Source organism: Methylobacterium sp. yr668, assembly GCF_900116245.1.
Taxonomy (GTDB): domain Bacteria; phylum Pseudomonadota; class Alphaproteobacteria; order Rhizobiales; family Beijerinckiaceae; genus Methylobacterium.
Genome location: NZ_FOZY01000023.1, coordinates 52,221 through 66,172, shown reverse-complemented (window position 1 = coordinate 66,172; position 13,952 = coordinate 52,221). Strand labels below are relative to the sequence as shown.

Here is a 13,952-nt window from a genome sequence, read left to right as displayed (position 1 = left end):
CGCCGTCAGGGCGCCGGATCGGGGGCACGCGCCGAGACGACGCCGCCGACGAGGTTGCAGGACAGCAGGAACGCGCTGTCGAGATCGCCGCCGCCGGCCGGCACCAGCGCCGTCAGCCGCGCGGCCAGAGCGCTTCGCGCGGCGCGGGCGATGACCTGGGCCTCCGCGACGGCGACGGCCGCGAACCGGATCGTCTCCCCCGGCCGCACCTGCGCGAGGCGGCCGAGATCCGCCGAGATCACGGTGGCGATCTTCGGGTAGCCGCCGGTGGTGTGGCGGTCGGCCAGCAGGATCAGCGGGCGCCCGTGTCCGGGCACCTGGATCGAGCCGTTCACGATCCCGTCCGAGACGATGTTGAAACCGTCCGCGTGGGCGATCGGCGGCCCGTCGAGGTGGCAGCCCATCCGGTCCGCCCGCGCCGTGAGGGTGTAGGGCTCGGAGAGGAACGTCCGCAGGCCGTCCTCGGTGAAGCCGTCGGCCTGCGGCCCGAGCACCACCCGGATCGGGCCACCGAAGGTCGGCCGGTGGGCCGGCGGCAGGGTCAGCGGACGGTCGCGGGGCGCGGGCGCCGCGAGGGGCAGCAGGTCGCCCGCGGCCAGGGGATGACCGTCGAGGCCGCCGAGGCGGGTGCGGGTGTGCGTCGCCACGCTGCCGAGCATCGGCGCGACGGCGAAGCCCCCGGCGACCGCGAGGCAGGCGCGCAGGCCCTGCCGCGGTCCGCCCAGGACGAGCCGGTCGCCCCGCCGCAGGTCGTGGGCCGTGAACGGGTCGAGGGCGCGGCCGTTCAGGCTCATCGCGAAGGGCGCGCCGGCGAGGGCGACGCGGCAGATATCCGTCTCGCAGGCGAGGGTCGGACCGACCATCGCCATCTCGATCACCGCGGCGTCGAGCGGGTTGCCGACGAGGCCGTTGGCCAGGGCCAGCAGGTCGGGATCCATCGCGCCGGACCCCGAGATGCCGTAGCGCAGGTAGCCCGGCCGCCCGGCATCCTGCAGGGTCGAGGCCACGCCGGGGGCGATGACGCGCAGGCCCTCAGGCATCGATCCGCTCCAGGGTCGCGACGGTCTCGCCGGCGCGGGCGGCCTCGCTGAGGCCGTCGAACGCGGCGCGGTCGATCGGCTCGAACCGGATCAGGTCGCCGGCCGCGAACAGGAACGGCTCGGCCCGGCCCGGATCGTAGGAGCGCGCGGGCGTGCGGCCGATGAGCTGCCAGCCGCTCGGCAGCTCCAGGGGCGGCGAGACGCCGGTCTGGTTCCCGCCGATCGAGACGCTGCCCGCCGGGGTCCTGGGTCGGGGATCGGTGCGCCGGCTCGCGTAGAGCCGGGGATCGAGGCCGCCCAGATAGGCGAAGCCGGGGGCGAAGCCGATCATGTAGACGCGGTAGTCGCGGCCGGAATGAAGGGCGATCACCGCCTCCGGGCTGAGCCCGGCCCCGGCGGCGAGGTCGTCGAGGTCGGCGCCGTGCGCGCCGCCGTAATGGACCGGCACCCGCCAGCGGCGCAGCGAGCCCGCCGCCCCGTCCGGCGGCGGCCAGTGCGCGGCGATCAGCGCGGCGAGGTCGGCCCGGGGCAGCAGGTCCGGATCGTAGAGGACGAGGAGCGAGCGGTAGGTCGGCACGGTCTCCAAGAGGCCCGGGCGCCCGGCGCCACGGAGCGCCGCGTCGAGGGCGATGACCCGCGCGTTGATCGCGGGATCGACCGCGCGGCCGAGCTCCACCGTGAGCGCCCGGTCGCCGCTATCGAGGAGGCGGTAGCCGGGCTCAGACACCGAGCACCTCGGCCATCGGGCGCAGGGCGATCCCCTTGGCGGCGCAGTCGTCGCGCAGGCGGCGCGCCATGGCGACCGCGCCGGGCGTGTCGCCGTGGACGCAGACCGTGTCGATCCGCGTCGGGATGCGCCGCCCGGACAGGCAGGTGATCGCCCCGTCCTCCAGCATCCGCGCCACGCGCTCCGAGACGGAATCGGGATCGTGCAGCACGGCGCCGGGGAGCTTGCGCGAGACCAGGGTGCCGTCATCCGCGTAGGCGCGGTCGGCGTAGATCTCGCGCGCGATCGGCAGCCCGAGCTTCTCGCCGGCCCGCTCGGTCTCCAGGCCGGGCATCACCACGAAGATCAGGTCGCGGTCGAGGGTGCGGATCGCCCGGGCCACCGCCAGAGCGAGGTCGGCATCCTCGTTGGCCATGTTGCCCATGGCCCCGTGGGTCTTCACGTGGCGCACCGGGCAGCCGGCATCCTGCGCCAGCGCCAGCAGCGCGCCGACCTGGTAGAGCACCGCCTTCTCGATGTCGGCGGGGCGCTCGCCGTGGATCGGCCGCCGGCCGAAGCCCCAGAGGTCGAGGAAGCTCGGGTGGGCGCCCGCTTGCACGCCGTTCGCGGCGGCGCGGCTCAGGGTCTCGTGCATCACCAGCGGGTCGCCGGCGTGGAAGCCGCAGGCGATGTTGGCCGAGGTCGCCACGGTCAGCATCTCGGCGTCGTCGCCCAGACGGTAGACGCCGAAGCCCTCGCCCATGTCGCAGTTCAGATCGACGATCATCGGTGCATCCCTTCTCTCGCGCGGGGTCAGGCTTCGGCGACCAGGTGGGCCACCAGGGTGGCGGCGGCGCACAGATCCGCGATCCGCATCGCCTCGTCCGGGTTGTGGCTGCCGTTCTGGTTGCGGATGAAGATCATCGTGCTCGGCACGCCCTGGCCGGCCAGCGTCGCGGTGTCGTGCCCCGCCCCGCTCGCCATCGTGCGGAACGGCGTCCCGAGCCGGCGCGCGTGGCCGGACAGGGCCTCGACCAGCGCGGCGCTCATCCGCGCCGGCGTGCTGCCGGTCCGCTCGCCCAGCACGAAGCGTACCGAGCGGGCGGCCTCGATGGCGGCGATATGCTCGGCGAGCGCCGCCTCGACCCGGTCGAGAACGGCCGGCTCGGTGCTGCGCACGTCGAGGCAGAAGCGGACTTCGCCGGGGATCTTGGCGAAGGCGTGCTGAACCGGGTCGGTGGCGACCTCGCCCAGCGTGATCGTGGCCGGGCAGCCCTCCGCCTCCAGCCTGCCCCAGAGCGCGTCCAGGCCGGTGATCAGGTCGGCGAGGGCGAAGACGGCGTCGCTGCGGTCGCCCCGCGCCACGGCGCCGGAATGGCCGTAGCGGCCGAAGCAGGCCGCCTTGCGGTAGCGGAAGCTGCCGCTGATCGCCGTGACGAAGCCCACGGGGAGCCCGGCCGCCTCCAGCGCCGGGCCCTGCTCGATGTGCATCTCGACGAAGCCGTGGATCCGCGCCGGATCGAGGAGCCGCTCGCCCCGCGCCACCGCCCCCGGCCGCAGGCCGAGTTCGGCCATGTGGTCGCGCAGGCTCCGGCCGGTATCGGCGCGGGGCAGGTCGAGCACCTCCGGCGGCAGCAGGCCGAGCGCGGCCCGGCTGCCGACGTAGGAGGCCGGGAACCACACGCTCTCCTCGGCCCGGAACACCGCCACCGTCACGGGACGCGCCGGCACGATCCCAGCCCGGCGCAGGGCCTCCACGGCCGCGAGGCCGCCGATCACGCCCGCCGCCCCGTCGAAATTGCCCCCGTGGGGCACCGTGTCGACGTGAGAGCCGACCATCCAGGGCGCCAGTGCCGGGTCGCGGCCCGCCATCGTCAGGAACAGGTTGCCGGCCGCGTCGGTCTCGGCGGCGAGCCCGAGTGCCAGCCCGGTGGCTCGCATCAGGGCGTGGGCGCGCTCCTCGCCGACGCCGTAGGCCGCCCGCGTCACGCCCGGCGCGTCCTCGCTGAAGCTCAGGAGCTCGGCGAACAGGCCCGCGCAGAGATCCGGATCGATCGCGAGCCGGGTCATGCCGGCTGCCGCGCGGGTCCGACCCGGTCCATCGGCTGAACAATGAGGCACGCGCCCGGCGCAGTCGCGAAGGGAATACCGGGATCCGGAAGTTCGATGACCATGTCGGAGGCAGCCATGCTCAAAAATACCGCTTGAATGCCGGCGGTATACCGGTTCTGCTAAGGCATCCCATCCGATTTGGCAATGTAAAACGTCGGCGGATGGAAAATTAAATCTCTATATTGAGAGATTTTATGAACGATAAAACAGCAACATATTGCGATCTGCGTGCGGATCTAAGCATCGATCCGCGAAGCGACTGCAAAACATCAGGTTTAACGATGGCTCAGACCGAGACGGCCGCGCCCCCGCTCCTGAAGATCAGGAAGCTGCACAAGAGCTACGGCACCAACGAGGTCCTGAAGGGCATCTCCCTCGACATCCGAGAGGGCGAGGTCGTGTCGATCATCGGTGCGAGCGGCTCGGGCAAGAGCACGTTCCTGCGCTGCCTGAACCTCATGGAGACGCCGACCTCCGGCTTCATGGATTTCGAGCGCTTCGCCTTCGACTACGAGCAGGGCGCCCGCCGCCAGCCGACGCCGCAGCAGCTCTGCGAGTTGCGGGCGCGGATCGGCATGGTCTTCCAGAGCTACAATCTCTGGCCGCACATGACCGTGCTGGAGAACGTCATCGAGGCGCCGATCCGGGTACGTCGGATGCCGCGCCGGCAGGCCGTCGCGGAGGCGGAGGCGCTGCTCCAGCGCATCGGCCTCTACGAGAAGCGGCACGCCTACCCGTCGAAGCTCTCGGGCGGGCAGCAGCAGCGCGTGGCGATCGTGCGCGCCCTGGCGATGGCGCCCAAGGTGATGCTGTTCGACGAGGTGACCTCGGCCCTCGATCCGGAGCTGGTCGGCGAGGTGCTGGCGCTGATGGGCTCCCTCGCGGCGGACGGGATGACGATGCTGCTCGTCACCCACGAGATGGCCTTCGCCCGGGATGTCGGCACCCGCACCCTGTTCTTCGACGGCGGCGTGATCGCCGAGGACGGGCCGCCCGACGCCATCATCGGCGCGCCCCGGAGCGAGCGGCTGCGCCAGTTCCTCCGGCGCGTCCTGCACCAGCCCGCCGCGCCGGGACAGACGGCGTGAGGCGCCGGCCCATCACCGGGGAGAAGGGACAGCGATGAGCGTCGCGGCGTTGCAGGAGTGGTGGCTCACCCTCTCGGACGAGGTCGTCACCTACGGCCCCGGCTTCCTCTCGGCGACCCTAGTGGTGCTCGGCGTCACGGTGGCGAGCATCCTGGTGAGCTGGGCCTGCGGCCTGCTCGGGGCGCTGGGCAAGCGCTCGTCCTTCGCGCCCTTCCGGGCGCTGGCGAGCTTCTACGTCTGGTTCATCCGCGGCACGCCGACCCTCGTGCAGGTCTTCATCGTGTATTTCGGCATGCCGCAGGTCGGGGTGAAGCTCTCGCCCGTGACCGCCGGCATCATCGCGCTGGGTGTCAGCAGCGGCGCCTACGTGGCCGAGACGATCCGGGCCGGCCTCGCGGCGATCCCCCGGGGTCAGGTCGAGTCGGCGCTGGCGCTCGGCATGAACCCGCGGATCATGATGGTGCGCATCGTCCTGCCGCAGGTCTTCCGCATGATCCTGCCGTCGCTGACCAACGAGGCGATCTCGGCGGTGAAGAATACCTCGCTGCTGTCGACGATCACGGTGGTGGAGCTGACGCTCTACGCGCAGCTCATGATCGCCACGACCTTCCGGCCGTTCGATTTCTACATCGCGGCGGCGCTGATCTACCTCGGCCTCACGTCGATCCTGTCGCAGCTCTCGGCCTATTTCGAGCGGCGCTACGCCCGCCTGTCCTGAGCCCCCCCGCCGCGGGACGGGCCGCGGCCGATCCTTCCCGCCCCGTCCCGAGACCGGAGATCACCATGAACCGCCGCCACGTCCTCGCCCTCGCCGCCCTCTGCGCCAGCCTCGGCGCAGGGATCCTCGCCGCCCCCGCGACCCGCGCGGCCGAGGGCAAGCTGGAGCTGATCGAGCCCGGCAAGCTGATCGTGGCGACGGACAGCACCTTCGCGCCCTTCAGCATGCGCACGCCGAGCGGCGAGCTCGACGGGCTGGAGGTCCGGGTCATGCGCGAGGTCTGCCGCCGGCTCGGGCTCGAGTACAGCCCGGTCAACATCAAGTTCGACGCCCTGCTGGTGGGCCTGATGGCCGACCAGTACGACATCACCAGCGAGTCGATGGACATCACCCCCGCCCGGCAGAAGCAGGTCGCCTTCGCGGACGGGTGGCTCGAATCCGGCGCGCGGATCGTCACCCGCAAGGATACCGGCATCAAGGGGCCGGCGGATCTCAAGGGCCGCAACGTCGGCGCCCTCTCGGCCTCGACCTTCGGCAAGCTCGCCGAGGAGAACGGCGCCACCCTGAAGAGCTACAAGACGGCCGCGGACGCCATGCAGGACCTCGTCGGCGGCAACATCGACGCGGTGATCAACGACGCGGTGGCCGGCAACTACGCCATCAAGGCGCGCAAGCTGCCCCTGGTGATGATCGAGACCCCGCTGAGCACGGTCCAGAAGGGCTTCGCCATCAAGAAGGGCAAGCCGAACCTGCACGCCGCCGTCAACAAGGCGCTCGGCGAGATGGTCGCGGACGGTACCTACGCCAAGCTCGTTACCCCGCTGATCGGCTATGATCCGGCCCCGAAGGAGCCGATCCGCACGCCCGCCATGTGAGCGGGCACGGCGGACGCGCGAGAACAAGAATGGGGAGCGGCTGAGCCGGCCGCTCCGGGAGGACACCATGAAGACCCTCGACGCCGCGTCGTACACGACGGCGCTCAGTGCACGGCGCGAGCAGAGCCTCGGCCAGATGGCCTACGACCGCCTGCTCGACATGCTCGTCCGCCGCGACCTTCCGGCCGGCACCGTGCTGCACGAGCGCCGCCTCGCCGAGATGCTCGACATCTCCAGGACCCCGACCCGCGAGGCGATGTCGCGGCTGGAGACCGAGGGGTTGATCGAGCGGCAACCCGGCGGGATGCTCGTGGTCAAGGAATTCTCCCTGCGCGAGCTGATCGAGATCCTGCATGTCCGCCGCCTGCTGGAGCGGGAGAGCGTCGCGCTGGCCACCGGCCGCATCGCCGACGCGGTGCTGGCGGACCTGCAGCGTCAGATGGAGGCACTCTTGGCGGCGGGCGACCCGGACGCGCCGGGCAACTGGGAGGTCGACCGGCGCTTCCACGACCTGATCGCGGAGCACAGCCAGAACGCGACCCTCGCCAAGACGATCAAGGACCTGCGGCTCAAGACGCAGATGTTCAACCTAAGCCGGATGCCCGAGCGGTTCGAGGCGGTCCATCGCGAGCACCTCGCGGTGGTCGCCGCCCTGCGGGCCAAGGACGCGGCGGCGGCGGCGGACGCGATCGCGGCCCATCTCGAGAATTTCAAGCAGGGCATCATCCAGCGCCTGAGCGAAGTCTGAGCGAAGTCTGAGCGAAGTCTGAGCGAAGTCTGGGACGAGGGCGGCGCGATGCACGAGTTCACGGAGCTGCGCGGCCGCGAGGCGGCCTTCCCGGAGGCGGAGTTCGCCGCCCGGCAGGCGGCGGCCCGGGCCGCCATCGCGGGTGCCGGCCACGACGCCCTCGTGGTGACCGGCCCGGAGACGATCTACTGGCTGACCGGCCGCCAGACGGCGGGCTACTTCGCCTTCCAGGCACTCCTCGTGCCCGTGGACGGCGACCCGGCCCTCCTGGTCCGGCAGCTCGAACTGCCGGGCGCGGCCGCCAACACGTGGCTCGACGACATCCGGGCCTACCCGGACGGCGCCGACCCGGCCGCGGCCCTGGCGGCCCTCGTGCGCGGGCGCGGGGTCGCCCGGCCGGCCCTGGAGCGGGACGGCTGGTTCGTCGCGCCGGCGCTCGCGGCGCGGATCGACGCCGCCCTCGGAAGCGGCCCGCTGCCCGACGGATCCGGCCTCCTCGCCCCCCTGCGGGCGGTGAAGTCGTCGGCCGAACTGGCGGCGATCCGGGCCGCCGCCCGGTACGCGCAGGCCGGTCTCGCCGCGGGGCTCGACGCCTGCGCGGCCGGCACCGACGAGAACGCCGTCGCCGCCGCCATGCTGGCGGCCGCAACGGCCGCCGGATCCGAGGCCATGGCGATGGAGCCGCTGGTCGCGTCGGGACCGCGCAGCGGTCTGCCGCACATGACGTGGCGGCGCCGCCGGCTGGAGCCGAGCGACGCGGTCTTCCTTGAGCTCGCCGGCAGCCACGCCCGCTACCACGCGGCGCTGATGCGCAGCGTCTGGATCGGCCCGCCGCCGGCCGAGGCGCAGCGGATGATGGACTGCGCCCTGCGCGCCCTCGACGCGGCGCTCGGCGCGATCCGCCCCGGCCATCCCTGCGCCGCCCCGCACGCGGCGGCGCAGGCCGTGATCGACGCGGCGGGCTACGGCCCGGCCTTCCGCAAGCGGATCGGCTACTCGATGGGCGTCGCCTTCGCGCCGGACTGGGGAGAGGGTGCCCTGCTCTCGCTGTTCACCGGACAGGACCGGCCGATCGAACCCGGCATGGTCTTCCACCTGCCGGCCACCCTGCGCCGCTACGGCGCCTGGACGGTCGGCGCCTCGGAGACCGTCATCGTCACCGCAGACGGGGTCGAGCCCCTGTCCGACCTGCCGCGCACCCTGTCGGTGCGGTGAGGCGTTGCTTTCACAAGCGGAGCTTGAACTGACGGGCCGCCGTACCGCTCCCGCGGTCGCGGACTGGTCGGCGACGCCGAGCGGGAGCCGGCCCCATTCCTGCAAGCGATGCCGGGCCGGGCTTCCCGCGGGGACCCGGCCCACCGGTGCGTGGTGCCGGAGCGGAGCGGGAGGTCTCGGATGAAGCGACGCACGCTGTTGCAGGGAGCCGGCGCCCTCGTCGCCGGCGCCGTCGCGGCGCCGGCCCTCGTCCGCGCGGAGGCGGCCCGGACCCTGCGCTTCATCCCGCAGCAGGATCTCGTCACCCTCGATCCCGTGACGACCTTCGCGTACATCACCCGCAACCACGGCTACATGGTCTTCGACACGCTCTACGGCATGGACGCGGCCTATCGCGCCACGCCGCAGATGGTCGAGGGCCATCGGGTCGAGGCGGACGGGCGCCGCTGGGACTTGATCCTGCGGGCGGGCCTGCGCTTCCACGACGGGACGCCGGTGCTGGCCCGCGACTGCGTCGCGTCGCTGCGGCGCTGGGCGAAGCGCGACCCGTTCGGCGGCTCCCTCATGGAGGCGACCGACGAACTCTCCGCGCCCGACGACCGGACGATCCGGTTCCGCCTGAAACACCCGTTCCCGCTGCTGCCAATCGCGCTGGGCAAGGCGTCCGTCCCGGTCTGCGCCATGATGCCGGAGCGCCTCGCCGCCATCGACCCGTTCCAGCAGGTGCCGGAGCTCATCGGCTCGGGACCGTTCCGCTTCAAGCCCGACGAGCGGGTGCCCGGCGACCGCGTCGTCTACACCCGCTTCGAGGACTACGTGCCGCGCCCGGACGGCCCGCTGACCTGGACCTCGGGTCCGAAGGTCGTCCATTTCGACCGGGTCGAGTGGCGCGTCATCGGCGACACCTCCACGGCGACCTCCGCGCTGATCGCCGGCGAGGCGGACTGGCAGGAATACGCCTCGCACGACCAGATCGCGCTCCTGCAGGCGGCCAAGGGCGTGAGCACCCGCGTCCTCGACCCGACCGGCTTCGTGACCATGCTGCGGGTCAACCACCTGCAGCCGCCCTTCAACAACCCGGCGATCCGGCGGGCTCTCTGGGGCGGGATCGACCAGACCGCGTGCATGCAGGGGGTCGTCGGCGTCGAGGATCCCGGCCTGTTCCACGTGCCCCTCGGCTTCTTCTGCCCGGGCACGCCGATGGCCTCGACGGACGGGTTGCAGCCGCTCACGGATCCGCGCGATCCGGCGCGGGTGCGCGCCGATCTCAAGGCGGCCGGCTACGGCGGCGAGACCGTGCTGCTGATGGTGCCGTCGAACTCGGCGCCGCTGCTGGCGCTCGGCCAGGTCGCGGCCGACCTGCTGCAGCGGGTCGGCATGACGGTGGAGGTCTACGCGGTCGAGTTCAACGCGATGCTGCAGCGGCGCAACCGAAAGGGGCCGGTCTCGGAGGGCGGCTGGAGCGCCTTCGTCACCAACTGGTCCGGCATGGATTGGCTGAACCCCGCGGGCTACATCGCCCTGCGCGGCACCGGCGAGAGCGGCTACGCCGGCTGGGCCACGACCCCGCGGATCGAGTCCCTGCGCGACGCGTGGCTCACCGCCCCGGACGAGGCGGCGCGTGCCGCCCTGTGCCGGGACATCCAGCTCCAGTCGATGCAGGACGTGCCCTACTACCCGCTGGGCCAGTACCTGCAGCCGACCGCCTACCGCTCCCGCCTCACCGGGATCCTCGACGGGTTCCCGACGTTCTGGAACGTCCGGCCCGCCTGAGGGGGCGAGTTCCGGGGCCTCACAGCCTCGGGAAGGTCGGCGGCGCGATGGCGTCGGGGCCGCGCCCGGCCCAGTCGAGCTGCCGGACCTGCGCGAGCGCGCGGCCCTGCGCCTCCTCCAGCGCGGCCGCGGCGGCGGCGTAGTCGATCGTCAGGGCGCGCCCGTCGCGGACGATCTCGCGGCCGCCGACGAAGACCTGCCGAACCGCGCGGTCGCCGGCCGAGTAGATCAGCGACTGCACGGGATCGCGGCACGGGCGCATGGCCGGATGCCCGCAGTCCACGAGCACGAAGTCGGCCTTGCAGCCCGGTTCGAGCCGGCCGATGTCCTCGCGCCCGAGCGCCCTGGCGCCGCCCACCGTGGCGGCGTGGAACACGTCCGCCGCGCGGGTGTCGCGGGGATTCTCGGCGACGACCCGGGCGAGGTACGAGACGAGGCGCATCTCGTCGAGCATGTTGTGCGGGTAGACGTCGGTGCCGATCCCCATGTTGACTCCGGCCTGGAGGTAGCGCCCGAAATGGTGGAGCGCGATGCCGCGCCGGGCGAAGACCGTCGGGCAGTGGGCGACCGTGGCGCCGCGCTCGGCCAGGCGGCGCAGGTCCGAGCCCCGGCTGTGCCAGTGGGTCCAGGGATGGTCATCGAGGAAGATCCCGTGGCCCACGATGGTCCGCTCGGTGAGCACGCCGAGATCGTCGAGCCACTCGATCGGCGTCATCCCGGTGCGGCGGGTGATCTCGTGGAATTCCGACAGGGACTGCGCCGCGTGGGTGTGGAAGCGCAGGTCGCGCGCGACCGCCTCGGAATGGGCGTCCCGCAGCAGCTCCGCCGTGCAGGTGTCGACCTGCGCCGGGCAGAGCATGCCGGAGAGGCGCCCGCTAGGGTGCCCCTCCGCCGCCGCGATCTCGGCGAGGGCCTGCTCCAGGCCGCGCTGGCCCGCCGCCGCGTCCCACTCGTAGTCCACGCTGTGGCCGTTGCGGGTGAGCCAGCGCCCGGATCGGAACATCGGGGCGATGCAGACCCGCAGGCCCGAGGCGCCGAGGAGATCCAGCCAGCCCGCGCTCGGCAGGGCGAGGTCGCAGACGGTGGTGACGCCCGACAGGGCGAGCTCCGCGAGCGCGACCCCGTAGGCGGCCCGCGTCCCCTCAGCGTCGGGCCGCAGGATCGGCAGGTACTCGTAGAGCGAGGTGTTGTAGAGCCGCTGGCTGCCGACCTCGTCCCACATCCCCTTGTTCATCGGCTCCGAGAACAGGTGCGTGTGGATGTCGACGAGCCCGGGCATGATCATGCAGCCGGAGGCGTCGACGGTCCGGGCCGGCTCGGGACCCGCGTAGCCCGGCCCGACATGGATGAGGGCGCCGTCCGCGAAGGCGACGTCCGCGCCGGTGCGGTAGACGTGACCGCCGCTGTCCGGATCCCAGGCGACGACCCACCGGGCCCCCTTCACCAGCGTGATTTCGGCGGTGGCGTCCGGAGCTTCGTCCTGCATCGATAACCTCTCCCTTGCGTAAGCGGGCGGGCAAGAACGGTGCCTCCCGATCGGATCGGCGGCCATGCGGCCCGGGTTTCGCTTGAGGTCTTCCGCGGTCACGATGGGTCGGTCGACGTCGCGGCATCGCGGTCGATCCCGATCGACCGGTATTCAGAGGGAAGGCGCCATGCGGCCTCGCGACACCACCGAGCCCGCGCGCATCCTGATCATCAACCCGAACGCGTCCCGGGCGGTGACGGCCGCCATCGACGCCGCCCTGGCGCCGCTGCGGCTGCCGGGCGGCCCCATCCTCGCGGTGACCGACCTGCCGGAGGGCCCGGAGAGCATCGCGACCCAGCGGGACGCGGATTCGGTGGTGATGCCGCTCGTCCGGTGCGTGGCGGACGATCCGTCCGACGCCTTCGTGATCGCCTGCTTCAGCGATCCGGGCCTGCACGCGGTCCGGGAGGCGGCGAGCGGTCGCCCGGTGATGGGCATCGCCGAGTGGGGGATCCTGCGGGCCCTGACGCTCGGGGAGCGCTTCGGCATCGTGGCCCTGTCCGAGGGCAGCGTCCGGCGCCAGCGCCGCACGGTGCGCCAGATGGGCCTCGGGGATCGCTATGCCGGGAGCCGGCCGGTGGAGGCGCGGGCCTCCGAGACGGCGGACGCCGCGATGGGCCCGCGCCTGATCGCGGCCGGTCGGACCCTGGTCGAGCGCGACGGCGCCGACGTGGTCGTGCTCGGCTGCGCCGGCATGGCGCGCCACCGGGCCGCCGCGGAGGCCGCGATCGGTTGCCCCGTCATCGAGCCCTGCCAGCAGGCGGCCGCCGCGGCCCTCGGGGCCGTGCTGCTCCGGGCCGCCCCGTGAGAAGGAACCGGCGATGCAGTACGACCTCCTGATCCGCGGCGGTACCTGCGTGACGCCGTGGGGCACCGAGACGGCGGATGTCGGGATCCGCGACGGGCGCATCGCGGCCCTCGGGGTCCCGGCCGGAGCGACGGCGGAGGCGGTGATCGACGCCGCGGGCCTGCACGTCCTGCCCGGCCTGATCGACAGTCACGTTCACCTGCGCGATCCCGGCGACCCGGCGGTGGAAACGATCGAGACCGGCACGCGGGCCGCGATCCTCGGCGGCATCGCAACCCTTTTTGACATGCCCAACACCGTCCCGCCGATCGCCGACGCCGGGCGCCTCGCCTGGAAGCGCGACTACGTCGCGGGCCGCAGCTGGTGCGACATCGGCCTCTACGTGGCCGGCACCAAGACCAACATCGACGCGCTCGCCGCCCTGGAGCGCGAGGCGGGGGTCTGCGCCGTCAAAGTCTTCGCCGGCAGCTCCACGGCGGCGCTGATGATCGAGGACGACGCGCATCTCGAGCGGGCGATGCGCGCCGGCCACCGGCGCATGGCCTTCCACAGCGAGGACGAGTACCGGCTCCAGGCGCGCAGGCCGCTGTTCAGCCGGGGCCAGCCCTACCGGACTCACATGGAGTGGCGCGACGCGGAATGCGCCTTCCTGGGCACGCGGCGCCTCATGGCCCTCGCCCGCAGGACCGGCCGGGCGACCCACATCCTGCACGTCTCGACCGCCGAGGAACTCGCCTACCTGCGCGACTTCCGCGACCTCGCCACCGTCGAAGTGCTGGTCAACCATCTCACCCAGGTGGCACCCGAGTGCTACGACACGCTCGGCGGCCTCGGCGTGATGAACCCGCCGATCCGCGATGCGCGCCACCGGACGGCCGCCTGGGCGGCCCTGCACGACGGCACCGTCGACACGGTCGGCAGCGACCACGCGCCCCACGCGCGGGCGGCCAAGGCGCAGCCCTGGCCGGACTGCCCGGCCGGCCTCACCGGGGTCCAGACCCTGGTGCCGGTGATGCTCGACCACGTCGTTGCGGGGCGATTGTCCCTCGCCCGCCTCGTCGACCTGATGGCGGCCGGGCCGGCCCGCGTCTACGGGCTCCTCGGCAAGGGCCGCATCGCGGCCGGCTACGACGCGGACTTCACCCTGGTGGACCTGAAGGCCCGCCGCAGGATCGAGGATTCCTGGATCGTCTCGCCCTGCGGCTGGACGCCGTTCGCGGGACTGACGGTCACCGGCTGGCCGGTCGCCACGATCGTGCGCGGGATCCCCGTCATGCGCGACGACGCGGTGCTGGGCGAACCCGTCGGCCGCCTCGCGCGCTTCGCCGCCTGACCGGGCGC

13 protein-coding genes are annotated in these 13,952 nt (G+C 72.8%); 8 read left to right on the top strand and 5 right to left on the bottom strand.

The genetic code is table 11. From position 1 onward, the window contains the following. Positions 1–5: 5 nt before the first annotated feature. The 4 genes from BM419_RS23240 to BM419_RS23225 are packed head-to-tail and all read right to left on the bottom strand — an operon-like array spanning position 6 to position 3,816. Positions 6–1,040, bottom strand: a complete 1,035-nt coding sequence (locus tag BM419_RS23240) for a 5-oxoprolinase subunit C family protein (protein WP_056527025.1) — start codon at positions 1,038–1,040, stop codon at positions 6–8. Next, on the bottom strand, positions 1,033–1,767 hold the full coding sequence (pxpB, locus tag BM419_RS23235) for a 5-oxoprolinase subunit PxpB (protein ID WP_056527022.1): 735 nt from the start codon (positions 1,765–1,767) through the stop codon (positions 1,033–1,035). Before pxpB ends, BM419_RS23240 begins: the two co-directional genes overlap by 8 nt. Next, a complete protein-coding gene (locus tag BM419_RS23230; RefSeq protein WP_056527019.1) occupies positions 1,760–2,533 on the bottom strand; it encodes a LamB/YcsF family protein in 774 nt (257 codons plus the stop codon). Before BM419_RS23230 ends, pxpB begins: the two co-directional genes overlap by 8 nt. Positions 2,534–2,559: 26 nt before the next feature. Further along, positions 2,560–3,816, bottom strand: a complete 1,257-nt coding sequence (locus BM419_RS23225) for a Zn-dependent hydrolase (RefSeq protein ID WP_091682417.1) — start codon at positions 3,814–3,816, stop codon at positions 2,560–2,562. A gap of 323 nt (positions 3,817–4,139) precedes the next feature. On the opposite strand from BM419_RS23225, the gene BM419_RS23220 reads away from it, so the two are divergent. The 6 genes from BM419_RS23220 to BM419_RS23195 all read left to right on the top strand — a co-directional run bounded on the left by BM419_RS23220 (position 4,140) and on the right by BM419_RS23195 (position 10,275). Next, complete coding sequence (locus BM419_RS23220; protein WP_056527014.1) at positions 4,140–4,946, top strand: amino acid ABC transporter ATP-binding protein; 807 nt, start codon at positions 4,140–4,142, stop codon at positions 4,944–4,946. 34 nt (positions 4,947–4,980) lie between these two features. Continuing rightward, positions 4,981–5,664: an amino acid ABC transporter permease gene (locus BM419_RS23215; RefSeq protein ID WP_020094490.1), complete on the top strand. Its 684-nt coding sequence runs from the start codon at positions 4,981–4,983 to the stop codon at positions 5,662–5,664. A gap of 65 nt (positions 5,665–5,729) precedes the next feature. Beyond that, positions 5,730–6,539, top strand: coding sequence for a transporter substrate-binding domain-containing protein (locus BM419_RS23210; RefSeq protein ID WP_020094491.1), 810 nt, complete (start codon positions 5,730–5,732; stop codon positions 6,537–6,539). Positions 6,540–6,606: 67 nt separating this feature from the next. Further along, positions 6,607–7,287, top strand: coding sequence for a GntR family transcriptional regulator (locus BM419_RS23205; RefSeq protein ID WP_020094492.1), 681 nt, complete (start codon positions 6,607–6,609; stop codon positions 7,285–7,287). Positions 7,288–7,335: 48 nt separating this feature from the next. Then, positions 7,336–8,502 (top strand): M24 family metallopeptidase, encoded by a 1,167-nt coding sequence (locus tag BM419_RS23200; RefSeq protein ID WP_056527011.1) that lies wholly within the window; start codon positions 7,336–7,338, stop codon positions 8,500–8,502. Positions 8,503–8,682: 180 nt separating this feature from the next. Next, a complete protein-coding gene (locus tag BM419_RS23195) occupies positions 8,683–10,275 on the top strand; it encodes an ABC transporter substrate-binding protein (protein ID WP_091927796.1) in 1,593 nt (530 codons plus the stop codon). Positions 10,276–10,294: 19 nt separating this feature from the next. Here the strand turns inward: BM419_RS23195 and BM419_RS23190 are convergent, their stop codons facing one another. Continuing rightward, entirely contained in the window at positions 10,295–11,761 is a 1,467-nt protein-coding gene (locus BM419_RS23190; RefSeq protein WP_056527005.1) for an amidohydrolase family protein, read from the bottom strand. Between the two features lie 169 nt (positions 11,762–11,930). On the opposite strand from BM419_RS23190, the gene BM419_RS23185 reads away from it, so the two are divergent. Both BM419_RS23185 and BM419_RS23180 read left to right on the top strand, forming a co-directional pair. Further along, positions 11,931–12,611 (top strand): aspartate/glutamate racemase family protein, encoded by a 681-nt coding sequence (locus tag BM419_RS23185; protein ID WP_020094496.1) that lies wholly within the window; start codon positions 11,931–11,933, stop codon positions 12,609–12,611. A gap of 13 nt (positions 12,612–12,624) precedes the next feature. Next, positions 12,625–13,944 (top strand): dihydroorotase, encoded by a 1,320-nt coding sequence (locus BM419_RS23180; RefSeq protein ID WP_091682413.1) that lies wholly within the window; start codon positions 12,625–12,627, stop codon positions 13,942–13,944. Positions 13,945–13,952: the final 8 nt, after the last annotated feature.